19 protein-coding genes and 1 tRNA gene are annotated in these 23215 nt (G+C 49.8%); 12 read left to right on the top strand and 8 right to left on the bottom strand.

Annotation, left to right across the window (positions count from 1 at the left end; all coding sequences use genetic code 11):
- The first annotated feature begins 195 nt into the window (after positions 1 to 195).
- The 7 genes from LX87_RS25735 to LX87_RS25700 all read left to right on the top strand — a co-directional run bounded on the left by LX87_RS25735 (position 196) and on the right by LX87_RS25700 (position 9076).
- Positions 196 to 762 carry a KilA-N domain-containing protein gene (locus LX87_RS25735; RefSeq protein ID WP_111631177.1) on the top strand — a complete coding sequence of 189 codons (567 nt, stop codon included), beginning with the start codon at positions 196 to 198 and terminating at the stop codon, positions 760 to 762.
- Positions 763 to 854: 92 nt separating this feature from the next.
- Complete coding sequence (locus LX87_RS25730; protein WP_111631176.1) at positions 855 to 1139, top strand: hypothetical protein; 285 nt, start codon at positions 855 to 857, stop codon at positions 1137 to 1139.
- Between the two features lie 77 nt (positions 1140 to 1216).
- Entirely contained in the window at positions 1217 to 5554 is a 4338-nt protein-coding gene (locus tag LX87_RS25725; RefSeq protein ID WP_170139457.1) for a phage tail tape measure protein, read from the top strand.
- A 1-nt stretch (position 5555) separates the two neighbouring features.
- A complete protein-coding gene (locus LX87_RS25720) occupies positions 5556 to 6965 on the top strand; it encodes a hypothetical protein (protein ID WP_111631174.1) in 1410 nt (469 codons plus the stop codon).
- A 128-nt stretch (positions 6966 to 7093) separates the two neighbouring features.
- Complete coding sequence (locus LX87_RS25715; RefSeq protein ID WP_146624553.1) at positions 7094 to 7396, top strand: hypothetical protein; 303 nt, start codon at positions 7094 to 7096, stop codon at positions 7394 to 7396.
- 182 nt (positions 7397 to 7578) lie between these two features.
- Positions 7579 to 8172 carry a master DNA invertase Mpi family serine-type recombinase gene (locus LX87_RS25705; protein WP_111631171.1) on the top strand — a complete coding sequence of 198 codons (594 nt, stop codon included), beginning with the start codon at positions 7579 to 7581 and terminating at the stop codon, positions 8170 to 8172.
- A gap of 61 nt (positions 8173 to 8233) precedes the next feature.
- A complete protein-coding gene (locus LX87_RS25700; RefSeq protein ID WP_111631170.1) occupies positions 8234 to 9076 on the top strand; it encodes a hypothetical protein in 843 nt (280 codons plus the stop codon).
- Between the two features lie 122 nt (positions 9077 to 9198).
- Here LX87_RS25700 and LX87_RS25695 read toward each other — a convergent pair whose 3' ends face one another.
- The 3 genes from LX87_RS25695 to hflX all read right to left on the bottom strand — a co-directional run bounded on the left by LX87_RS25695 (position 9199) and on the right by hflX (position 12008).
- Complete coding sequence (locus LX87_RS25695) at positions 9199 to 10461, bottom strand: site-specific integrase (protein ID WP_111631169.1); 1263 nt, start codon at positions 10459 to 10461, stop codon at positions 9199 to 9201.
- Positions 10462 to 10590: 129 nt separating this feature from the next.
- A tRNA-Arg gene (locus LX87_RS25690) sits at positions 10591 to 10662 on the bottom strand.
- Between the two features lie 77 nt (positions 10663 to 10739).
- Entirely contained in the window at positions 10740 to 12008 is a 1269-nt protein-coding gene (hflX, locus tag LX87_RS25685) for a GTPase HflX (protein ID WP_111631168.1), read from the bottom strand.
- A 448-nt stretch (positions 12009 to 12456) separates the two neighbouring features.
- Here hflX and LX87_RS25680 point away from each other — a divergent pair, with 448 nt between their 5' ends.
- From LX87_RS25680 to LX87_RS25670, 3 genes are all read left to right on the top strand, one after another.
- The gene (locus LX87_RS25680) at positions 12457 to 13842 is read left to right on the top strand and encodes an MATE family efflux transporter (protein WP_111631167.1); all 1386 of its coding nucleotides are present in this window, start codon (positions 12457 to 12459) and stop codon (positions 13840 to 13842) included.
- A gap of 155 nt (positions 13843 to 13997) precedes the next feature.
- Positions 13998 to 14924 carry a DUF389 domain-containing protein gene (locus LX87_RS25675; protein WP_111631166.1) on the top strand — a complete coding sequence of 309 codons (927 nt, stop codon included), beginning with the start codon at positions 13998 to 14000 and terminating at the stop codon, positions 14922 to 14924.
- Positions 14925 to 15115: 191 nt separating this feature from the next.
- Complete coding sequence (locus LX87_RS25670; RefSeq protein ID WP_111631165.1) at positions 15116 to 18571, top strand: pyruvate carboxylase; 3456 nt, start codon at positions 15116 to 15118, stop codon at positions 18569 to 18571.
- 38 nt (positions 18572 to 18609) lie between these two features.
- On the opposite strand, the gene LX87_RS25665 is transcribed toward LX87_RS25670, so the two are convergent.
- Positions 18610 to 18888, bottom strand: coding sequence for an Rdx family protein (locus LX87_RS25665; protein WP_111631164.1), 279 nt, complete (start codon positions 18886 to 18888; stop codon positions 18610 to 18612).
- A gap of 322 nt (positions 18889 to 19210) precedes the next feature.
- On the opposite strand from LX87_RS25665, the gene LX87_RS25655 reads away from it, so the two are divergent.
- Together LX87_RS25655 and LX87_RS25650 are read left to right on the top strand one after the other, a co-directional pair.
- On the top strand, positions 19211 to 19603 hold the full coding sequence (locus LX87_RS25655) for a DUF4870 domain-containing protein (protein ID WP_111631278.1): 393 nt from the start codon (positions 19211 to 19213) through the stop codon (positions 19601 to 19603).
- Positions 19604 to 19686: 83 nt separating this feature from the next.
- Positions 19687 to 20511: a DUF2490 domain-containing protein gene (locus tag LX87_RS25650; protein ID WP_111631163.1), complete on the top strand. Its 825-nt coding sequence runs from the start codon at positions 19687 to 19689 to the stop codon at positions 20509 to 20511.
- Between the two features lie 4 nt (positions 20512 to 20515).
- On the opposite strand, the gene LX87_RS25645 is transcribed toward LX87_RS25650, so the two are convergent.
- The 4 genes from LX87_RS25645 to LX87_RS25630 form a co-directional block, all read right to left on the bottom strand.
- Positions 20516 to 21118, bottom strand: a complete 603-nt coding sequence (locus tag LX87_RS25645) for a hypothetical protein (RefSeq protein WP_111631162.1) — start codon at positions 21116 to 21118, stop codon at positions 20516 to 20518.
- A 165-nt stretch (positions 21119 to 21283) separates the two neighbouring features.
- A complete protein-coding gene (gene secG, locus LX87_RS25640; protein WP_111631161.1) occupies positions 21284 to 21649 on the bottom strand; it encodes a preprotein translocase subunit SecG in 366 nt (121 codons plus the stop codon).
- 57 nt (positions 21650 to 21706) lie between these two features.
- A complete protein-coding gene (locus LX87_RS25635) occupies positions 21707 to 22579 on the bottom strand; it encodes a DUF8458 domain-containing protein (protein ID WP_111631160.1) in 873 nt (290 codons plus the stop codon).
- 128 nt (positions 22580 to 22707) lie between these two features.
- Entirely contained in the window at positions 22708 to 23208 is a 501-nt protein-coding gene (locus LX87_RS25630; RefSeq protein ID WP_229310824.1) for an LptE family protein, read from the bottom strand.
- Positions 23209 to 23215: the final 7 nt, after the last annotated feature.

The raw sequence follows: 23215 nt of genomic DNA, 5'->3' as shown, positions 1-23215 counted from the left end.
TACATCCTTCTCATACTTTATCCGCATAAGCTCTTTGTATATGTCGTCGGGTAGGTCAATGCTGATTTTTCTCATGGCAATTATTTTCTACAAATGTATGGCAATAATCTATGTTAGAAAATATTTCTGTAAATAACATATATTATATAATAAATAATATATAACATTGTGGTGTCTAATCAAACTTTAATTCTTATGACTACACAAATTATTGAATGCTTGTATGACGACAAGGTTATTGAATTCGACTTGTCAGCTGCTAACATGATGGTAAATGCCACGGAAATGGCGAAGGCCTTTGGTGAAAAACCTTCAAATTATTTAGTCACAGATAGGGCAAAAGGTATTATCCAAGCCTGCCTGAGTTTCCAGATTTCTGGAAACTCAGAAGCAGGAAACCCTTTTAATGGGGTTAATTCTGAGGAAAATTTAGTAAGAGTGAACTATCGTCACGGTACATGGATGCACCGTATCGTTGCATTAGATTTTGCGGCCTGGTTGAATCCTAATTTTGCCGTATGGATGTATGTAACGGTTGACCAGCTATTGATGGGAACCGTTCGGGATCGATTAAAGCGAAAGGCTTTTGTCGATGCTAAGATTGCTCGAATTAAGAATAAGATCTATGAAGCCAACCGAAGCGATATGGAAGATCTGGCAAAACTAGAACTGGAGTCGAAAGCCCTTTCGCGTCAGAACACTCAGGAAACGCGCGATCATTACAAACTCTTCCGGGATGAGTTTAAGAACTCTGATAATTAAATAAAAAAGCCCGGTGTTACGAGCACCGGGCTAAAGAATCAAACCGCCACGGCGGACCGTCGAAGTTTTACCCTTTATTGTAATTCAAAATTATGCTTTTGGATATAGAAATCAAAGATCCGATTCTGGTTCATAATCCACATACAGGTCAATTGGTCAATGTGGCACCGCTGTTTGATGCCATGAAAGAGTTTGATGATTCCGTTGTCGGCACCCCTTTTCAGAATATGCAGCTTGCGCTTCGGCAAGCATTTCGGATTATTAACATCATGGGGTATGATCCTGATATCGTTCCGCTGGCTGAATACCGGGATACGAATCACCGGCTGTTCCTTCTGGAAGATATGTTTGAAACAATGGATAGAAAGTCGCCTTAAACCCTTAAATGGCGTCCTACCATAAGAAAATGCTTTCGGCGAAGTTCGTCGGAAGCATTTTTTTTTCAAGGCAAACTATGAATGAATTTGAAGTCAGTCGAATAAAGCTAATCATCGATGGCGACGAAGGCGAAGCCACCCTGAAGGAGCTTCAGGGGGCTATGTCGGAAGTAAACAAAGAGCTTCGACGCATGAAGGAAGCGGGCGAAGAAGGATCCGAAGGCTGGAAGGAACTGAAGAACCTTCAGGCGGATCTGAAAGCCGAAATCAAGGAATTCACTTCCGCCATTGATCTTTCGGATGCTTCCATGCGGGAGCTAAACGCCCGAAGCCGCCAGCTGAACGCCGAACTGAAAGATCTGAAAGTGGGATCGGATGCCTGGATCGACAAAATGAAAGAAGTCGATGGGGTCGATAACCGGATCCGGGAAGTGCGGGAAGAAATGAACGCCCTTCGTACACCGATCGATGACGGAACTACGGCGATGGGCCGGTTTAAGGAAGCCTTCGCGGCCACCTTTGCGGCCTTCAGCCTGGAAAACATCATCGAAGAAGTAATCAGCTTCGGAAAGCAGTCGATTACATCGGCGGCCGAAATGTCCGATGCGATCGCGGATATCGCCAAATCTACGGAAATGGAGATTGAGCAGGTGGAAGGCCTGATGGAAGCCATCGGGAAAATTGACACCCGTACGGCCGTGGAAGATCTGGCGGATATCGCCAAAGTGGCGGGCCAGTTGGGTATCGCCAAAGAGGAAGTTTTAGGCTTCGTGGAATCGATTGATAAAGCCGTGGTGGCGCTGGGCGATGAGTTTACCGGGGGCGCGGAAGAAGTAGCCAGTACAATCGGCGGGCTTCAGAAGCTTTTTAAGGAAACGGCCGATATGAAGCCCGGCGAAGCGATCAACGATATCGGATCGGCTTTAAACTCCCTGGGCGCGGCCGGTTCGGCTACGGCTCCGGTAGTGGCGGATTTTACGGCCCGAATGGGCCAGCTGGGCGATTTAAGCCCACAAATCAGCGAAACGATGGGGTTAGGCGCGGCCCTTCAGGAACTAGGCTTATCGGCTGAAATCGGTGCGGGTGGTCTATCAAACATCCTGCTAACGGCGGCTGTCGATACGGCCACCTTTGCGACTCAGCTGGGAATTTCGGAAGCCGAAATGAAGAAGCTGATCAACACCAACCCGAATAAATTTCTTCAGGATTTAGCGGCCAGTTTGAAGGGCGTTCCGGCCGATGAAGTGGCGAAGCGCCTGGCGGATATGGGTATCAAATCCCAGGAAGCCACGAAGGTAATGTCCTTATTGAAGGATCAGACGGAGCTAGTTACCAAGTACCAAACCCTGGCCAGGGTAGAAATGGAGAAAGGTAAAAGCTTAACCAATGAGTTTAACACCAAAAACGAAACGGCGGCCGCCCAACTGGATAAGATGGGGAAACAGGTGAAAAGCCTGTCGGTGGAGTTAGGCCAGGCGCTTCTTCCGATTGTGATCAAAGCGGGCGCGGGGCTGATTACGTTCGTGAATACCATTCGCGCCATTCCGGCCTTCGTGAATGAAAATAAAGTGGCCATCGGGGCGCTGACCGTGGCGCTGGTGACGTTCAACGCCCAGGCGATTTATACCGAAGCCAATGCCCTACGAATTACGGCCGCTAAAAAATTGCAGACAATCGCAACGGGAGCCGTAACCACGGCACAAACTGCATTAAACGCGGTGATGGCCATGAACCCGATCGGTCTGGTGGTGGCCGCCGTGGCGCTGCTGGTGGCTGGGTTTGCCCTGCTGTACAATAACGTTCAACCGCTTCGGGCGGGAATTGCCGGTGTCTGGGAAGCCCTGAAAGTGGGGTTAAGCCTGGTAAAAGATTTCGGATCGGCTTTAAAAAACCTGGACTTCGCCGGGGCGGCTAAAATCTGGAGTTCGGGCGGTACCAAAATTGCCGAAGCGTACGGAAAGGGCTATTCGGATAAGATCAAATCCGAGCAATCCAAGATCGAAGCCGATCACAAATCCCACGTAGACAAGAAAACCGCCACCAGCAAAGCGGGCGCGGAAAAATCCGCCCAGGATGCCGCCACGGCCAATAAGGGCGGCCTGGCGGGTATGTCGAAGGATAACGCGGGCTATTTGTCGGATGATGAGAAGAAGCGCCGGGATCACGAAAAGAAGCTGGCCGACGATAAGAAGAAAGCCAATCAGGACGCAATTGAAGCGGCTAAAAAGGCCAACATCGCGGCCATTGCGGACGAACAAACGCGCAAAATCGCTCAATTGAAGTTTGAACTGGATCAGGAGAAAAAGAAGATCCAGGAAAGCCAGGCCGATCAAAAGCTGAAGCTGGCGCAATTCACGGCGGCCGATAAAGCGTACGAAACCGGAAAGGCGGCCATCGAAAAAGAGTACCGGGAAAAGAAGGAAAAGGAAGATCGGGAAGCGGCCGATAAACAGAAGAAACTGCTGATCAGCTTAATCGCCGACGAACACGAAAGGAAGCTGGCGGAACTGCAATTCCAGGCCGAAGGGGCAAAGGCCGAAGTGGAACGCACGATTACCGACGAAACCCGGAAAGCCCAGGCGCTGGATCTGATCAATAAAAAGCTTTCCAGCGATATCCAGAAGGAAAACGACGATCAGCGCCAGAAGGAACTTCAGAAGAATACCGAAAAGCGGGAAAAGGAACTGGCGGGCGAACGCCAGCTTTTTGATCTGCAATTCCAGGCCGCCGTGGCGAATGCCGATCTGAACCTAAACCTGGCCAAAAACAACGCCCAGGCGATTTACGAAGCGAAGCTGGATCGACTCACCGCCGAGTACAATTACAACCGTCAGAAGCTTCTGAACGAAGCGGCCGAAGAAAAGGCCAAAAACGCCGAACTGATCGCCGATTCGGATCGACGCGCCCAGGCGGATAAAGCGATCGATGATCGCCTGAAGGCTGAATTGTCGGCGAACGATCTGAATTACGAAAACCAGAAAACGGCGCTAACCCAGGAACGTACGGCCCAACGCCTGGCCAATCAGCAACAGTTTTTTTCAGCCATTGATGGGCTGATGAACGGCGATTACAGCAAGTTTTTGGACTTGCTGAACCTGAAGCTTTCCAACGAACAGGCTAAAAATCAGAAGGCGCTTCAGGACTTTACCGCCAAAGGCCAGGAAACGCTGAAGGTGGCGGGCCAGGTGATCAATACGCTTCAGCAACTCAATCAGAAGTATCTGGATAGTCAGATTGCCAAAATTACAAAGGAGAAGGATAAACAGCTGGCGGCCTGGAAAGAGCAGTACGATAAAGGGGTAATCGATAAGGACACCTATGATAAAAAGGTGGTCGAGATTACCAAAGACACGGAAGCCAAAATCAAAGATGAAAAGCTGAAGGCCTGGAAGCGCGAACAAGCCCTGAATATTACGATGGCGATCGTCAACGGGGCGCAAGCTGCCCTGAAATCGCTGGCCACAATGGGCTGGCCGCTGGGCTTGATTGGGGTAGCGGGTGCGGCAGCGGCCACGGCGATCCAGGTGGGAATGATCAAGAGCCAGAAGCCGCCCACCTTCGCCAAAGGGGGTAAAATCGGCCAGGGCTACTTTAAAAACGCGGGCGTACTTCAGGGCGGCCGCCACGGATCGCGCCCTGGTGAAGCGGGAATTTCGATGATCGACCGGGCAACCGGCCAGGAAGTGGGCGAAGCCGAAGGCGGGGAACCGTTTATGATCCTTTCCAGGGAAACGCGCCGGAATAACGGGCCAATTATCGATATGCTTCTTCACTCCAGTATGCACAAAAACGGCGCGAAGATCTTCCGCGATGGCGGCACCTACGGCGATTATGTTCCCAGATCGCCCAGCTGGCGGAAGTACGAAGATGGTGGGATTTCCTACAATGCGGATGATTACCTGGGCGATACGGGGGCAAATTACGGATCATCGGGCGATGGAACGGCGGGCGTGGAATCGGCTCAGGCCAGCGTGGACGCAACTCAGGAACAGATCGAGCAAAGCCAGGCGCTAATGGAATCGATCGCCGATAATACGGAAGCGACTGCCCTGGCGCTGGCGGAAATCGGCGAATTCCTGGCGGGTAAGTTTACAACCGGCCTGGCGAAACAGTCCGAAGATCTTCAAAAATCGGTGGCTTCCAGTCTGCTACTGATGCGGCTTTCAATGAACGCCCACCACTCCGAACTGATCAAAGAAATATCCGCCCTGCTGGATCAGCTGATCAAAGCCGAACAGGCTGGAAATACGATGGTCGTTCTTACGCTTCGCCAGAAGTTGGATAACCTGGCCGGTTCGATCGGGCAATCAAACGGCTACCTGAACCGGATCGCCGACAAAAATCTAAGTGTATCAACCTTTGTAAACGTGGTGAACCATGTAAACGTGGTGGCCGAAGCCAGCAACTTTAAATAATATGTTTGATATCAGAATTGAAGGGTATTCGGTGGATCTAAAACCGGGTACCCAGATTACCCTGGAAAAGTATAATCCGCTTCTGGACTTTGCCACGGTGCAAGGTTCCAGGGTCAACAGTTTCACACTTCCGGACACGCCCTTGAATCGCCGGGTGCTGGGTTATTTCTATGATCCGCAAGTGGGGTACACCAACCGGCGGTATTACTGTGAAAAGTACGTGGATAGCCAGGTGATCGAACAGGGGTACGTGAAGATCCAGGAATCGGCGGAAGGGGAAACGGTGCTGTACTTTACGCAAAACCTGGGCGAAATCTTCGGCGATCTGCAAGGGCTGGCGCTGTCGGAAATCAACTTCACCCAGCTGGCGCTTCCGGCGCTGAACGTTTCGCCCGCTGATCATCTGGTGGATCCGTATTGTTTGCCATCCATTGAAAACCCTGGCTTCTACGGAAACCAAAGCTTCAGCGGGATCGTCAACAAGTACGATTCGGGAAACGGCTGGTATAATGACGAAGCCAGGGTTCCCCATTTCTTTCTTCGCTGGGTGCTGGAGCAATTTGGCCAGCGGGTGGGCTGGAAGTTTAAAGGGGCGTTTCTGGATGATCCGGATCTTTCGCGGCTGGTGCTGGCGAACCTGTATTCCTTAGATTCCGCCACGGCGATCTTTCCGGCCAACCATTTGCCGGATCTGACGGCGGGCGGGCTTTTGCTGGAGCTTCGGAAGCTGTTTAATTTATTCCTGGATTTCGACGTTCGGCGGAAGGTGCTGGATATCGGCTTCGGGGAAGATGTCTTAAAATCGGCCTGTATAATAGATTGGACGCAAAAAGCGGATCCAGGTCACACCAAAACGCCGGAAATTGTTAACCGGCTGGAATTAGGGTATGAACTGGATGGAAACGATGCCCTAATGAAACCGATCCCGGCCGCAATGGATAAGTACATTACGCCCGAAACGGCCGAAAATGAAGGCGGTTCGGTGCTGTCGATCCGTTCCCGACTTTCGACGTACCTGAAGAATCCAGTTTCAGGCCTGGCCATGTGTAGCCAGCCAGGGATCAGCCCGCTAAACAAGGATAGCCAAAGCCGGGCGCTTCCGAAGCTGTTGTTCTGGAACGGGATGGTTTCGGGCGTACCCACGGCCACCCATACCAGCGGAACGCGAAGCCTGATCTGGAACGGAGAAAATAACCTGGTGGATTCGGGGTATCGGCGCTTTGAACGGTTTAAGGCCGGAACGTTCAAGCTGTCGAAAAATGTGGCTCTTACGCCCGCCGATCTGGCCACGTTTTCCTTCCGGAATAAAGTTCACATTAAAGGGGTAAACTACCTGGTAGGATCGGCGAAGATGAACCTGGCCAAAGATCAGCGGGTCATTCCGGCCCAGCTGGAACTGTGGCGGGTGTAATGGGTATTTTATCGCACTGGCGGGCTGGCCCTCGAACAAGTTGTTCGGGGGCTTTTTTGTAGGGTTTAAACGGGCGTTTTCTATCAGCGAAAACTATCCAATGAAATGTGGTTTGAATCTGGCTATAATTGCGTAAATTAATTCAGTTAAATGCGTTTAATCCTGCATCGCCAAAAATGGCTAATTTTAAGCTTGGAACTCTGCTTATATCACGGTTGAGTTTTAACTCTAAACCGCCGTTGATCCTGATGGCGGTGGAAGATACTTATCCGATCCCTGGCTTCTTTCGCGCGGTGGTACTAATCAATTTTCTGAACGATGATAAAAGTAATTCCCCTGGTGTGGTGGATTTCTGGCCAGTCGAGAAGTTTCAAGAGTCTACCTGGGAGGTAGTTCTTCCACTTGTTGAAATCATAAGTTCCAAAGATTGATGGATCAGCCAACCCACTCCAAAGAAGAAGCTCTAGAATTGCTTCGCTTTTGTCACTCGGAATCGGAGATTCTAGACCTTTTCAAGCTGATATTCATTCAGAGAAGAAGATACAGTTTAGGAGACTACTTAGAACTAGCCCAAGCATTCAATTTTCGGCTATACGTTATTAATAACTAGTGTATGATCTACGCTTATTTACGAGTTTCCACCGACGTACAAACTGTAGAAAATCAACGCTTCCAGATCCTAAAGGCTGCCGATGAAAAGCGCCATCACATTGATCGATGGATCGAAGAAACCGCTTCGGGCGTGAAGGCCGCCCAGGATCGCCAACTGGGCGAATTGCTGGCCAGTTTGAAAAAGGGTGATATCGTTTACGTAACTGAACTTTCCCGCCTGGGACGTTCCCTTCTGGAAATTATGTCTATTCTGAATGAGTGCATGAAGAAGGAAGTATTGGTGATATCCATTAAAGAAGGGTACGAACTAGGAAACACGATATCCAGTAAAGTACTAGCTTTTGCTTTCAGTTTATCGGCCGAGATTGAACGCCAGCTGATCAGTCAACGAACGAAAGAAGCCCTAGAGCGCAGGAAAGCCGAAGGTCAGATATTAGGCCGCCCGGCCGGATCCAAATCGAAGGAAACCAAACTGACCGGGAAGGAAGAAACAATTAGGGAGTTGCTAAAGAATAAAATAAGTCATTCAGCGATCAGCCGAATCCTGGGTGTGAACCGCCAGACCGTGGCGGATTTTATAAAAAATAGACTCTAAAGCTCATTTCTAAACAGTCTTTGACCTTTATCCTAATACATGAAGATTTGACTATTTTAAAATGAGAAACGAGATATTAAATAGCTTCAATAGAGATGTTATGGGGGCTTATTGCGATTTTGTAGAGTGCCTTCAAACTAATGAGGTTGGTGATGGAAAGTTACTAGCAGCTGGAAAGAAAGTAGCGGGTGAATTGTTTCATTTCAGAGAAATGATGCCAAAACCTTATAATGATTTTTATTATCTAAAGAATCTATGTTTAGAATATGCAATTGTAGGTGATGTTTTCAACGTCTTGAAACATCATGAAATTGAAGCCAAGCGTTTCCTCCCTTCAAAAGATCCTAAGCCTAAACATGAGAAATGGATACCTACTCTTAGGTATAGGACTCAAGTACGTGAGCTACTAATTAATAATAAGTATATAGATTCACAGGGGGAATATAGTAGTGATGATAAAGACGTAGCACTACTTTCTGATCGAATACCAAACAAAAGCTTGAATTACAACGTATGGAGAACCATGAATTTTTGGGAATCTGTGTTTAAAAAGCTTGGTTGGATATCAGGTGAAAGACAGTTTATCAATTATTCAGTTGAAGGATTTGTGAGTAGAGAAAATGCTAGAGTGATCTCTTTTAAAGCATCAACTGATTTTAGTACCGAAGTTGAAGTCGTTACACAAAGGTATAACCCCATGTTAGGTACTTTAAACCTCGTACCTAAAGAAGAAAGGGTTTTGGATCGGATTAAATTAACTTATAATGAAGACGGAGCTTTATGGATAGACCCAGGTCAAGAAGGTTTAGAAGTAAGACTAGTTGAAAAAGAAACAGGTAGAATTATATTACCTGATAAAAGCTTAGGAGATATGCACAATCCTCATACGGATGAAAAAAAATAAAAAGAAGGTGGCTAGGAAACCCGGCCACCTTACAGCATTCATCCTATAATTATAAATTGTCTTAAAGGTACGCCCACTTGCTAAAATGTGCGATTCCAGCCGAAAAAACGGCAATGTTTATACTAAGCGGCACCCTGGCCGCCTTTATCTTCCCTGGCCGTCTTAAAGATTTTATCGAACACGTTGATCCGTTCCTTCTTCCTGCGTTCGCTGATGTGTACGTACTTCATTGTAGTTTCTAGCTTGCTGTGTCCCATGTAATCCTTCAGGGTTACCACATCGCCACCTAATTCGATAAACAACGTTCCGAAAGTATGCCTGGCCGTATGCGTTGTCATTTTAAAATCAACGCCAGCCGCTTCGCCAATTTTCGCCAGAAGCCGGTTCGTATACTGATCGCTGTAGGTTTGGAATAGTTTTCCCAACGAGGTAGAAATTAAGGGCCGGGCCATCGGGTGAATCGGGATCCGGATGATCTTCTGAAATTTACGGCTTTTAAATGGCATAATTACCAGCCAATCGCCTTTAATATGCTCATGACCAACGGTTTTAGCGTCTGAAATCCGAAGGCCGGTAAAGCAGCTGAAAAGAAAGTGGCGAAGTACTACCACCCAGCTTTCGGGGGTCTTATTGTCGTTAAACATCTTCAGAAGTATTACCAGCTGATCTTCCGTCAAAACATCAGGATTTGTCTGTGGGTGCGATACTTTAACCACCTTAAAGGGATCATCAAACACGTTTCCATCCGCCAGCGCCCGCTTCACATACGTACGAACGTCTTTGATTGATTTTTCAACGGTACCCACGCCGTTTTCGTAGTGGTTTCTTAAAAACGCTCTGAAGTTTTCCAGTAGCTTCGGCGTTACTTCCATAAACGGAAGCGGTGGCTGATCCGATCCCGCTGGCGCTTTAATCTGTCGTTTGGGGGCTTCCTGCTTCCAGAATACCTTCAGTTTGTTTAACGTGGCGATGTGGCCCGCCCTGGTGTTGGCTTCGATCTTCTTCCGCTTCCAGCGTTCTTTTACTTCGGCTTCCCAGAACCGTAGAAAATCGTTTTTGGACGTAAACGAATGATAATCTTCTAGTAGCTGATCCAGATTCAGCTTTTTCCCCGCCAGGCGATACGATTTGAAGATTTCGTTCACCTTCGCCATTTCGGTTTCGATGATCAGGGTATAATCGTTAAAATCCTTATCGTTTCGGCTTCGGGCGATCAGCTTCCCGGTCTTCTTATCGAAGTGGGTTACTGGCCAGGTAATCTTCAGATTAATTCGTTCAAATTTGCCATCAATGCCCACGTAAATATATAACGTGCTGGTACCGTCTTTTTTCACATAATCATCTTTGATGATCAGCTTCTTAGTGAAATTTTGATGCTCTCCCATACCGGTTAGTAAGGCTCTCCCATTAGGAAATAATTAGGAAAAAAGAGGGGTGATAAAAGCATTAGGAAATGAATTAGGAAATGAAAAAGTGCCTTCACGCGCTGTAAAGGCACTTTTTACCCTGTTTCGTGGTCCCACCGGGAATCGAACCCAGATCTAAAGTTTAGGAAACTTCTATTCTATCCGTTGAACTATGAGACCAGAAAAAACCTGTATGGTTCTGAACGGCCATACAGGTCTGTATTGCAGTATTTACTGCAAAAATGCTTAGAAATCTGCTATTTACCAAAATCCTCGCTGGTGTCAGTTTCCTCTGCCCATTCGCCCAGGGGTACTTCCAGCCAGTTGGGGTAGATGCTGTAATGCTTCTCTTTTACTAAGGTATACAGCAGGTTACGCAGTTCGTCGAGATTTTCGCGCTTCTCGGCCGAAATGAAAACGACGTGTTCAGCTTTTTGCGTCAAATACGTTTTTTTTAAATAATCGAGAGCCGACTGCTTCCGGATCGCTACCGGCAGGTTATCGTCGAAATCATCATCCTGGTGCATCCACTCGTCGCGCGGCTCAAACTGGTCAATTTTGTTGAAAACCAGAATCATTGGTTTTTCACCGGCGGTGTTGCCTACACCAATTTCCGACAAAATATCGTTGACTACACCAATGTGCTCCTCAAACGACGGATGCGACACATCCACCACGTGCAGCAGAATATCCGCTTCGCGCACCTCATCCAGCGTCGATTTAAAGGCTTCGATCAGCGTTGTGGGCAGTTTCCGAATAAACCCGACCGTATCCGTGAGCAGAAACGGAATGTTGCCCAATACCACCTTCCGAACCGTCGAATCAACCGTTGCGAAAAGTTTGTTCTCGGCAAAAACATCGGCTTTCGCCAGCGTCCGCATCAGGGTCGACTTGCCCACGTTTGTGTAACCGACCAGCGCCACGCGCACCAGCCGGTCGCGTTCTTTCCGGCGGGTCACGCTTTGTTTATCAATTTTCTCCAGCTTATCCTTCAAAAACGCAATCCGGTCTTTCACAATCCGGCGGTCCGTTTCGAGTTCTTTTTCACCCGGACCCCGCGTACCCACCCCGGCTTTCATCCGGCTTAAGTGAGTCCACATCCGGGTCAGACGCGGATACATATATTGATATTGAGCCAGTTCGACCTGCAATTTAGCCTGGGCGGTTTGTGCCCGCATCGAGAAAATATTCAGAATCAGCAGACTCCGGTCCAGCACTTTGATGTTCGGCAGAGCCGCTTCGAGGTTCCGCACCTGTGAAGGCGACAGATCGTCGTCAAAAATAACCGTATCAACTGGATTGTCGATAACAAACGTATTGATTTCCTCCAGCTTTCCTTTCCCCACGTAGGTGCGGATATCGGGTCGGTCGAGCTTCTGAATAAACGATTTAACGGTAATGACACCCGATGTTTCGGCCAGAAAAGCCAGCTCTTCCAGATACTCCTGCGTTTTTTCGGCCGACTGTTTTTGCGTTACCAGGGCCACCAGAACCGCGGTTTCGGGCTGTTTGTGTGTTTCGATCATAGATGGAATGGATTTGTAAGGAGCCAAACAAGCCAGGCGTTGCTTACGTAAAATGCACGCAAAAGCCACCCGGACGGGTTTCGACAACCTTAAATTACAAATGAGAATAAGAATTACAACCGTTAGATGAAGAAACGGTTTTTAGCGGAAGCGGAAGGGGCCGTAAACGGCTAACATTTTCATTGGCGTACTACCTTTTAGAGGGCACAAATATATTATATAACTTTTAAAAGAGAAATACCGTTCCCTCAATCTTTCTTTTCCGGTAAAAAACTTTCTGTACATTTGCGGTCTCAAAGCGAAACGCCAATGAATACCGCTGTTATCGCCCTTTAATGGGCCTCTCCATTCTGCTACAACCGTCAGGTCTGACCGACCGATGGTTCTCTTTTCATTTTTCCAGATAATTAGTATTCGGCGCATCCGTCGCCAATCAGCTTTTGTTTCTATGACGAAGTTTTTTCGCCTGTTACTAGCCGCATTGCGCGGTTCTGAAGGCCATTATACGTCTGGTAGCATCAACCGGGCCATTTTCATGCTGTCAGTTCCGATGGTACTGGAAATGGTAATGGAGTCGCTGTTTGCCATTGTAGACGTCTTTTTTGTAGCTAAAATCAGCACCGAAGCCGTGGCTGCGGTCGGCCTGACTGAGTCGGTCTTAACCATTGTTTATTCCGTTGCCATTGGGTTGAGTACGGCGGCCACCGCACTGGTATCCCGGCGGGTGGGCGAAGGCAACGCCCGTGAAGCCGGCAAATCGGTTGCGCAGGTCATTCTGGTATCCGTCGCCGTTGCCTTACTGATCGGTATTCCCGGAGCGGTATTTGCCCCCGATATTCTGCGGGCTATGGGTGGCGACGAACACCTGATTGCCAGCGGTTCGGGCTTTACCCGGCTGATTTTTGCCAGTTCGCCGGTTATCGTTTTGCTCTATACCCTGAGCGGTTGTTTGCGGGGAGCCGGAGATGCCTCTGTGGCCATGCGGTCGCTCTGGATTGCGAATGGGTTCAACATTGTGTTGTGTCCGGTCTTCATTTTCGGCTGGGGTCCCATTCCCGAAATGGGGGTCATTGGTTCGGCCATTGCCACAACAATCGGTCGTTCGGCCGGGGCGTCGTATCAATTGTTTAAGCTGATGCAGAACGGCCGGGGTGTGCAGGTGGATACGGCAGATTTTCGACCCGATACAGCCATTATTCGCAATCTGCTGGGCATTGCCGCCGGTGGAACGGCGCAGTTTCTGGTGGGCTCGGCCAGTTGGGTATTCCTGACGCGCATCCTGTCAACGTTCGGCAGCGACGTTGTAGCGGGCTACACCATTGCCATTCGCATCATGATTTTTACCATTATGCCGTCCTGGGGGATGGCCAACGCGGCCGCTACGCTGGTCGGACAGAACCTGGGTGCCCGGCAACCTGAACGGGCCGAAACGTCGGCCTGGCGGGCGGCTTTCTGCAACATGCTGTTTTTGCTGAGCGTCGGCATTCTGTTTTATATGGGAGCGGCCGAGATCGTCAGTTTTTTCAATCGTGATCCGAAAGTGGTCGACATCGCCGTGCAGTGCCTGCGGATTTTCTGTCTGGGCTACGTCTTTTTTGCCTACGGTATGGTCATCAGTCAGGCGCTGAATGGGGCGGGAGATACACGGACGCCGACGATTATCAACGTGGTGTGTTTCTGGATTATTGAAGTGCCGCTGGCCTATGTGCTGGCCAACTCGCTGGAGTGGGGGCCTTCGGGTGTGTTCTGGTCGGTGGCTTTCAGCGAGTCGTTGCTGGCCGTTATTGCGGTGCTGGTGTTTCGGCGGGGGCGCTGGAAACTGGTGCAGGTGTAACGAAATAAGGGACATCCGTACGCGAATGAAACAGGTAATTGCCGGAAAAGGACGGCAGCGTAAGGCTGATGACTTTCATTAGAATATGATTAGAAATCAAACGCTTGCCCTGTTCCGCTGGTTATCATGACTAGCCATCTGAATTTACCTGTTTCATGCAACGTACATTCACTGTTTCATTGACGCCTGCTTACACCGATCCCCTGATTCATCAACTCCAGTCCATCGATGAGGTGATCAGCCTGTCGCTCCACCGGGGTGGTTCGGTCAAACCGACGGGAGATACCATGACCATCCATGTCCTCAATTCAGGAGCGGACGAGGTTCTGCGTCGCATTGAGCACGTATGCCCGCCCAGTCATTACGCCATCGCCACGGCCGAACTGGCCAGTATGATAAATCCCGAAAAGCATGAGAAGATTCGGCTCGATGTCGACGAAGCTATCTGGGAGGAAATGGAGAGCGGGCTGCGGTATCAGGGTCGTCTGACGGGTAATTTCATAACGCTGATGGCACTGGGTGGCGTCATCTCGGCCGTTGGGCTGGTGTCTGAGCCGGGTCCGCAAACCCTGGCATTTGTGGCCGCTTCCATTATTGCGCCGGGCTTTGAGCCGCTGGCAAAAGTCCCGTTGGGAATTATTCTGAACAACCGCCAAACGGCATTATTTGGGTTGCGTTCGTCGCTGATCGGCTACGGTCTGGTGAGCCTGGGAGCACTGCTCACCTTTTTAATCCTGCAATGGCTGGGGGTTACCAATGTGGACGAATTTACGCATAATCCCGAGGTGGAAGCCATTTCTAATCCGACGGGGAAACACATCACGGTTTCGTTCGGGGGAACACTGGCGGGCTGTATCATTGTAGCGGCTTACCGGCGCAGCGTCATTGCCGGGGCGCTCATTGCGATGGTGGTCATCACGGCGATGGCTATGGTGGGCGTTTCGCTGGCGTGTGGGCGACTGGATTTGGCCTGGGATGGTTTGCAGCGCGTAGGAATCGATGTCGGACTGATTGTTCTGACCGGGATGGTGGTTTTTGGTGCTAAACAGTGGCTGATGCGTCGGCGTAAACCGTTGGTGTAGTTGAAATAAAACCGTTTGAATGACGGGTAATCCCTTGCAAACGAGCGGGTGGTCGCCGAACACTGCAATATTTGACGAAAAACCATACTTTTCCGATGAACCTTCGGTAAAGCCTGATTTTTACAAACTTTTCCATAAACTTGCCGCATTGTTCACAAATTTCGAAAACCCATCCTGCTGTTCTGGGACACATGAAAGATTATATTCGCCCGATTCACCGCCTGCTCGTCGCCAACCGGGGCGAAATCGCTATCCGTATCATGCGGGCTGCCACCGAGTTAGGGATTACTACTGTTGCCGTTTATACGTATGAAGACCGTTACTCGCTTCACCGCTACAAAGCGGATGAAGCCTACCAGATCGGTCGCGACGATGAACCGTTGAAGCCCTACTTAGACATTGAAGGAATTATTCAACTTGCCAAACGAAAAAAAATTGATGCGATTCACCCGGGCTATGGCTTTTTGTCGGAGAACGTGACGCTGGCGCGCCGGTGCCGGGAAGAAGGCATTATTTTCGTGGGGCCGACGCCGGAAGCGATGGACTTGCTGGGGGATAAAGTTCGGGCGAAAAACCTGGCTACCCTGGCTGATGTACCGATGATTCCCGACAGTCGGCAAGATTTGTCGGACTATGCAGTCGCTTTTTCAGAAGCGCAACGGATTGGTTTTCCGGTGATGATCAAAGCCGTGGCCGGTGGGGGAGGACGCGGGATGCGCGTGGTTCGCCAGGAGGAAGATTTTGAAAAGGCATTCAACGAAGCCCGTAACGAAGCGAAAAACGCGTTTGGGGACGATACCATTTTCCTGGAGAAATTCGTGGTCGATCCGAAGCACATTGAGGTGCAGTTGCTGGGCGATACGCACGGGAATATTGTTCACCTCTACGAACGGGATTGCTCGGTACAGCGTCGTTTTCAGAAGGTTGTCGAGGTCGCTCCCTCTTTTGGACTGCGGCAGGCCACCAAGAATAAACTGTACGAATACGCCCTGAAAATTGGTAAGCAAGCCAATTATTCCAACGCCGGGACGGTTGAATTTCTGGTCGATAAAAACGAGAACATTTATTTTATCGAGGTCAATCCACGGATTCAGGTGGAGCACACCATCACGGAAGAAGTAACCGGTATCGACCTGGTGCGGACGCAGATCCTGGTTGCGATGGGATATAAGTTGTCCGACAACGGTATTTACATCAACCACCAGGACGAAATACCGCTGAACGGGTACGCCATTCAGTGCCGGGTAACTACCGAAGACCCGGCCAACAATTTCCGGCCCGACTTTGGTACCATCATTGCCTACCGCAATGCCGCCGGTTTTGGCATCCGGCTCGACGAAGGCAGTTCGTACCCCGGCGTGAAAATTTCACCCTATTTCGATTCGATGATCGTGAAAGTGTCATCGCGGGGCCGTACGCTCCGGGGGGCTACCCAGCGGTTGAGACGCGCCCTGGTGGAGTTCCGGATTCGGGGGGTGAAAACCAATATTCCGTTCCTGCTCAACGTAATTGCTCACCCGATTTTTCAGCAGGGCGAAGCGCGGGTTTCGTTTATCGAGAACCATCCCGAACTGTTTGATCTGCGTAAACCCCAGGACCGTTCGACGCGGGCCCTGAATTATCTGGCCGATGTGATTGTCAACGGGAACCCGGAAGTAAAGGTGAAACCCGGTCCCAAGGATAAATTCCGTACGCCCGTGATTCCGGTGTACGATAAATACGGCGACTGCCCGAAAGGCAATAAAGACCGTTTGACGGAGCTGGGCCGGGAAAAATTCGTGGAGTGGGTTCGTGACCAGAAACCCGTTCTGTATACCGACACGACCTTCCGCGACGGCCACCAGTCGTTGCTGGCCACCCGCGTCCGGACAAAAGACCTGCTGGCGGTAGCCGAAGGGTTTGCCAAAAGCCACCCCGAGCTCTTCTCGATGGAAGTCTGGGGGGGAGCTACGTTCGACGTAGCAATGCGGTTTTTGCACGAAAGTCCGTGGACGCGTTTGCAGAAATTCCGCGAGGCCATGCCCAACATGCTGTTGCAGATGCTGTTCCGGGGCTCAAATGCGGTGGGTTATTCGGCCTACCCCGACAACCTGATCGAGAAATTCGTGGAGAAATCCTGGGAAAACGGCATCGACGTGTTCCGGATTTTCGACTCGCTGAACTGGGTGGAAGCCATGAAGGTGAGCATCCGGGCCGTGCGCGAACGCACCAATGCACTGGCCGAAGCCGCCATCTGCTATACCGGCGATATGCTGGCCCCGGATCAGCAGAAGTACACGCTGCAATATTACCTCGATATGGCCCGCCAACTGGAAGACGAAGGGGCGCATATGTTGGCGATCAAAGACATGGCCGGTTTGCTGAAACCGCTGGCAGCCGAAGTGCTGGTTCGTGAGTTGAAAAAAGCCGTTAACATTCCGATTCACCTGCATACGCACGATACTTCGTCGATTCAGGCGGCCACCTACCTGAAAGCCGTTGATGCGGGGGTTGACGTGATCGATTGTGCGCTGGGTGCCCTGTCGGGCCTGACTTCACAGCCCAACTTCAACTCCGTGGTGGCGATGTTGCAGGGCCACGAGCGCGAAAGTTCAATCAACCTGAATTCGCTGAATGCCTACTCCAATTACTGGGAGGACGTTCGGGAATGGTATTATCCGTTCGAGTCGGGCATGAAAGCCGGTAGTGCGGAGGTGTACCAGAACGAGATTCCCGGCGGGCAATATTCGAACCTCAAGCCGCAGTCCATTGCGCTGGGGCTGGGCGATAAGTTTGAGACGCTGAAGAAGAATTATAGTATTGTCAATCAGATGTTTGGCGATATTGTGAAAGTGACGCCTTCGTCAAAGGTGGTGGGCGATATGGCCCTGTTCATGACCTCAAACAACCTGACCGCCGAGGATGTAGTCAAAAAAGGGGCGTCGCTGTCGTTCCCGGAATCGGTGAAAGGTTTCTTCAAAGGCGAACTGGGGCAGCCCTACGGAGGTTTCCCGCAAGAGCTACAGGAGGTTATTCTGAAGGGCGACGAACCGCTCACCGGGCGTCCGAACGAGAAGCTGCTACCGATTGATTTTGAGGAGGACTTCAAGAAGTTCGAAGAGAAATTTCCGCAGAGTGACGGTTTTCTGGATTACCTCTCGTACCAGATGTATCCGAAAGTGTACGAAGAGTACTACAAAGCCGTTCAGGAGCACGGTGATGTGAGCATCATTCCGACCCCGGCCTTCCTGTACGGTCTGAAGGAAAACGAGGAAATTCTGATCGAGATCGACGAAGGCAAAAATATTCTGGTACGGCTTTCGTACGTGTCAGAACCCGATAGCCACGGTATGCGCACGGTGACGTTCGAACTGAACGGCCAGAGCCGCCAGGTCCAGGTGCGCGACAAGTCACTAAAGGTTGATTTTCAGGCCAATGCCAAAATTAAAAACGAAGGCGATGTAGGGTCACCGTTGCAGGGCCGGTTGACAAGAATCCTGGTGAAGTCGGGCGATAAAGTCAACAAAAACCAGCCGTTATTCGTGATTGAAGCCATGAAAATGGAAAGCATCGTGGCCGCTCCTAAAGCCGGTACCGTCAAACAGGTGGTTTTGAAAGAAGGCACCGTGGTGGAACAGGACGACTGGGTCGTGGAACTGGAATCGTAATCGAAATAATTGAAAAGGGGAGTCAATAGGCTCCCCTTTCATTTTTTGTCCGAATGCCCCAGGGGTTTTTCCGGGTTCACCACATCGCGAACCAGTTGTTTTAGCTCTTTAATCTCGGGGAAACGACCTTCTACTTTTCGGTCAAAAATCTTCTGACCATCAATTTCCACCGAAAACCGTCCGCTGATCTCCGCCGGATGAAGCAGAACACCGTGGATGTCGTCGGTAAAGGTGGTTAGTAATTCCTGCGCCATCCAGGCCGAGCGCATTAACCAGCCGCATTTGGGGCAGTATTCAATGGTGATTGTCGGTTTCATTTTGTTGAGATACTTATTGTTTATGAACATCGCGGAAGCGTAACATCTCGCCCAGTATCTGCTCTTTTTTGTTGTCAAATCCACCCGAAGATTGAACTCCTCCGGATTCTGATAGGTTCCAAACTGCATATTTCACCAGACGATAGGCAGTGCAAATCGTAGAAATACCCCCGCTTCAGGACTTAAGCCCAGCAAGGTGCAGATGCCGTATGGCGGTAAGCAAGGCTTCCATTCTTTTGCTCTAACGCAACGGATTGATTTTCAGATAAAAATTGCAAAAGCCGTTTCTTTCTTTTTACTTGGTTTACCAAACCCTGCTATCATGGAAAATCAACCCTACAACAACCCGACGCCCCCACCGCCTGTTAACTATTTAAGCCCGTCTGATGAACGGATGTGGGGTATGCTGGCTCATTTGAGCGCGCTGGCCGGTTTTATTATTCCTTTTGGGAATGTAGTTGGCCCCATCGTGGTCTGGCAGATCCAGAAAGATAAATCGGCCTATGTTGATTACCACGGCAAAGAGGCACTGAATTTTCAGATTACCATGACCATTGCCTATGGTGTCGCCATTCTGCTGATTGTCCTTTTAATTGGATTTCCCATACTCATTGTACTCGGTTTAATCAGCGTTGTTTTATCCATCCTGGCGGGCGTAAAAGCGAACAACGGCGAGTACTACAAGTATCCGTTTACCTTTCGCTTTATTCGATAATTATTTAAGGTAAAGAGAGTAGTTAGCCATGAAGGTTGTTTCGTATTTTTGTTGTTTTCAACGAAATACCAAGCAAATTTTAAATGACCTCATCTCTTAATGACCTGTATGTCGTTAGGTCTTCTTCCAGCGGTTTGCCTGATAAGCGGTTGCTGAAAGGATTTCAACGTTTCGCTGGCTTCCTGTTCTTCTTATTTCTTATACCCGATCTTACCCAGGCGCAGCAGCCTCCGTGGGGTACCTGGTTTATTGGTACCGTTCAACTTCCTGCCCGCGAACGGGGTTGGGGCGGTTTTGTTGAAGGGCAGTTACGAGCCAATTCGTTGTTTGATGAGTTTAATTATTACGAAGTAAAAGGAGGGGTTAGTTATGACTTAGGCCCCGCATTTTCGGCTATGGTGGCGACTGGCCGGTACCATACTTATAATTTCCGGGATCTGAACGATGGTCCACAGACACTCGAAACCCGGTTATGGGAACAGATAACGATGAGCCAGAACGTTGATCGGCTGAAGTTTGAACACCGCTACCGGATCGAACAGCGCTGGTTTGGCGAATCGACTCCGGAGAACATTACCATTCAGGGACGGTTTCGAAACCGGGTCCGTTACCGCCTGAACATGATGATTCCGTTGAATAATGAATCCATCAAGCCTAAAACCGTCTTTGTTTCGATCTACGACGAACTTTTCCTGAATTATAAAGCCCCGAATCTGGAACGCAACCGGGTTTATGCGGGCTTAGGCTACCAACTCGATCTCAACTGGATTGTACAGGCAGGTTGGGTAAATCAGTATGATCAGGCGCCGGTACGGACCGGAAGCAAGAATAACGTTGTGCTGTCGGTTATGTACCGGTTCCATCGCAAAAACGGCGGGCGGGATCGGCTCCCTTCGCCGATGGACTGATGGCTTAAAACCAGGGCCGACGGACCTTGAAGCTCTTTTTTAAACCGCGAATGAGCAGCAAGGCACCCAGCAAACCGAAAATAATAGCCAGGACGCTGATGTGCAGGACCGCAAAAATGATGGCGACGCCAATCACCGGAATCGACGCCTTGAGTTGCCACGGAATCCGTTGCCACCAGTTGAGTTTTTTGCGGGGTTTCAGCCCGAGCATTTCACGCAGCGTTTTTTTCTGACCGGGCTTAGGTTTTGGCCGGGGCTGCTGAGGCAGTGTGCTATTCGTTTCAGACGAAGCCGTTGAGGAGGAATTGACCAGCGAAGCGCTTGCCTGACGAACCCGTTGCTGAACCGTTGGAACGGGCGGAACGACGGCCGATGAGGCATAGGCTTCGGGCCGATGAGGCTCTGAGTCCGGTTGCTCCGTTAGTAAGTGGGTCCAGTCATCCGCCTGAACAGTGGCGGAGTCGTTGGCCGCTGCCACAGACTGCGGCTTTCCGGCCGAACGGAAGGATTCAACGGGTATCGGCTGGTAGCGTGCGTAGGGACGGTGACAGGAAGCGGCAAACAGGCAACACAGAACGGCTAGCGGAGCAGCGGTACTTTTTCTCATCAGGCTGGGTAAAGATTCAGAATGCAAAACCTTTCTTTAGAACGTAACCAGGCCACCGGTTTATACTTTCTGAGCTAGGAAATATGGTAAAAAAAAGACCTATACGGTTTTTAAAGCCTTACAGGTCTAACAATCAATGGGTTGAAAAGAGGTACTTTTCGTCAGTTATTTCGATGCCGTACCGCTCTGGGGTGCAGTAGCCGGAGCCGCAGGCTGCTGTTGAGCAGGCGTTTGTAAACCCGGAACAGATTTGGTAGCGGCTGCATCCACGTTGGCGCTGTTAATGGTGGCACCAGCCGGATTCCGATCAACGACAATAAAGGTAGAAAGTGTCAGAACCATAATGGCAATGGCCAGTCCCCAGGTGACCTGTTCCAGCAGGTCGGTTGTCTTTTTGACACCCATCAGCTGGTTGGAACCTAGTCCGCCAAATTCACCGGCGAGTCCGCCCCCTTTGGAATTTTGAATCAATACCACCAGAATCAGCAGTACCGTACAGATACAAATTAATACAATTATTGCCGTCAGCATTTTAGTTCGCCCTTGCGGTTATTTTGATATGCGTATTGTTTATAGAAAAGAAGTAACTTACTGATCCCGTGCAGCTTTCAGAGCCGCAATTTTCTCCGCAAAATAAACCTTTTTTTCCGGATTTTTCAACATTAGCTTCATGTAAATGTCAATGGCCCGGTCGGGCTTTCCCTGCCTGGCCAGAATTTTAGCAAAGGCTTCGGTAACGGGAACCCCGGTATTCAGGGGCGTTCGGCGCGTGAGGTCTTCCTGTTCGGCCTGTTCACTGGAGTGCATCCGCGGGCGCTGAATGGACGGTTCGCGCTTGATAAAATCGTCGATGAGCTGCAACTGGAGGTTGCGCTCCGGGTCAGCCGGAGCCGTTTCGGTTTCTTTGGCAACCGTTTCCTGCTTTTCGAGCGTGGTCTGGATTACATTTTCGACCTGAAGTACCTCATCAATAATCGGAAGGGATTTTTCCGGTTCGTCGTTTATGGCCTCTGCCACCTCGGCCTGTTGTTCGTCCGTGGTAATCGCATCGAAGCTGACCGACTTGGCGAAATCAAAAATGGGATTGGAAAAAACGTTCTGGTTTTGTTCGGCTTTCCGTTTAAACAACTCGTAGCTTTCTTTTTTGTAATCGTCGGGAATGGGTACGTGTTTGAGCGATAGCTCGTTGAGACGGCTCAGCAGATTTTCAGACCATTGAAACTCGTTCTCAATCAGTTTCCGCAGGGCATTACGGCTCAGGGCATGGGCAGCCGCTTGCCGAATGTACTCAATGGCGTGACTTTTCTGATGAATCGAAGTCGCTTTTGCAGCCAGCAGATACAGCGACTGACAATACGGAAAAGCCGTCATCGCTTCCTGGAGCGGTTGTATATCAATCGGTAATAACTCCTCCGGATGTGTGACCCAGAAGGAAAAAGTTTCTTTATCCAATTTATTCATTGGAGTGCTATTCGGTAAGGATGGTGGCGCCTGGTCAAATTTAACAAATTGTTACCAGTTTCTGGTTTTCTCAGGGAGTTAAATTCAACGCGTGAACGGGGACAAGCCGGGTTTCAAAAACCGTTATTTTACCAATCGGCGGCCGTTTTGTTGAAAATATCCAGTACGAGCTGGTCCTGAATCTTGGGAAGCAGCCGGGTTTCGTTCTGGGTAAGCGTCTGGTTCGCCGGGAAATCCTGGTAAAAAGAGAAGGGCTGATCAAAGTTCTTCGTTTCGTCTTTCGCATTCGAGAACCGCACCTGAACCGTTACCTGCAAGCGGTTCTGCGCAGCCTGGTCGGAAGCCGTAGCCGCCACCGGCAAGACATCATACCCCGTAATGGAGCCTTCCAGCACGATATCACCGTTGGACGGAACTACTTTAAGGTTGGTGTACCGTTGATAATACTCCTTTAGCCGTTCGGTAAACTGCAAGGTTAAGTTGGCCGGCCCCCCGGCCGCTGAGGTCGTAAAGGTATTGACCGTCACCGTCTTGATCGTCGGATCAAGCGTCGTTCCCGTAAACGAGTATTTTCCGCAGGAAAGCGTGAAGAGTGAAAAACTAAGAAGTAAGAGTAAACTCCAACGCATTATAAAA

Source organism: Larkinella arboricola (assembly GCF_003259745.1).
Lineage (GTDB): Bacteria > Bacteroidota > Bacteroidia > Cytophagales > Spirosomataceae > Larkinella > Larkinella arboricola.
This window is presented reverse-complemented; position numbering and strand designations above follow the sequence as displayed.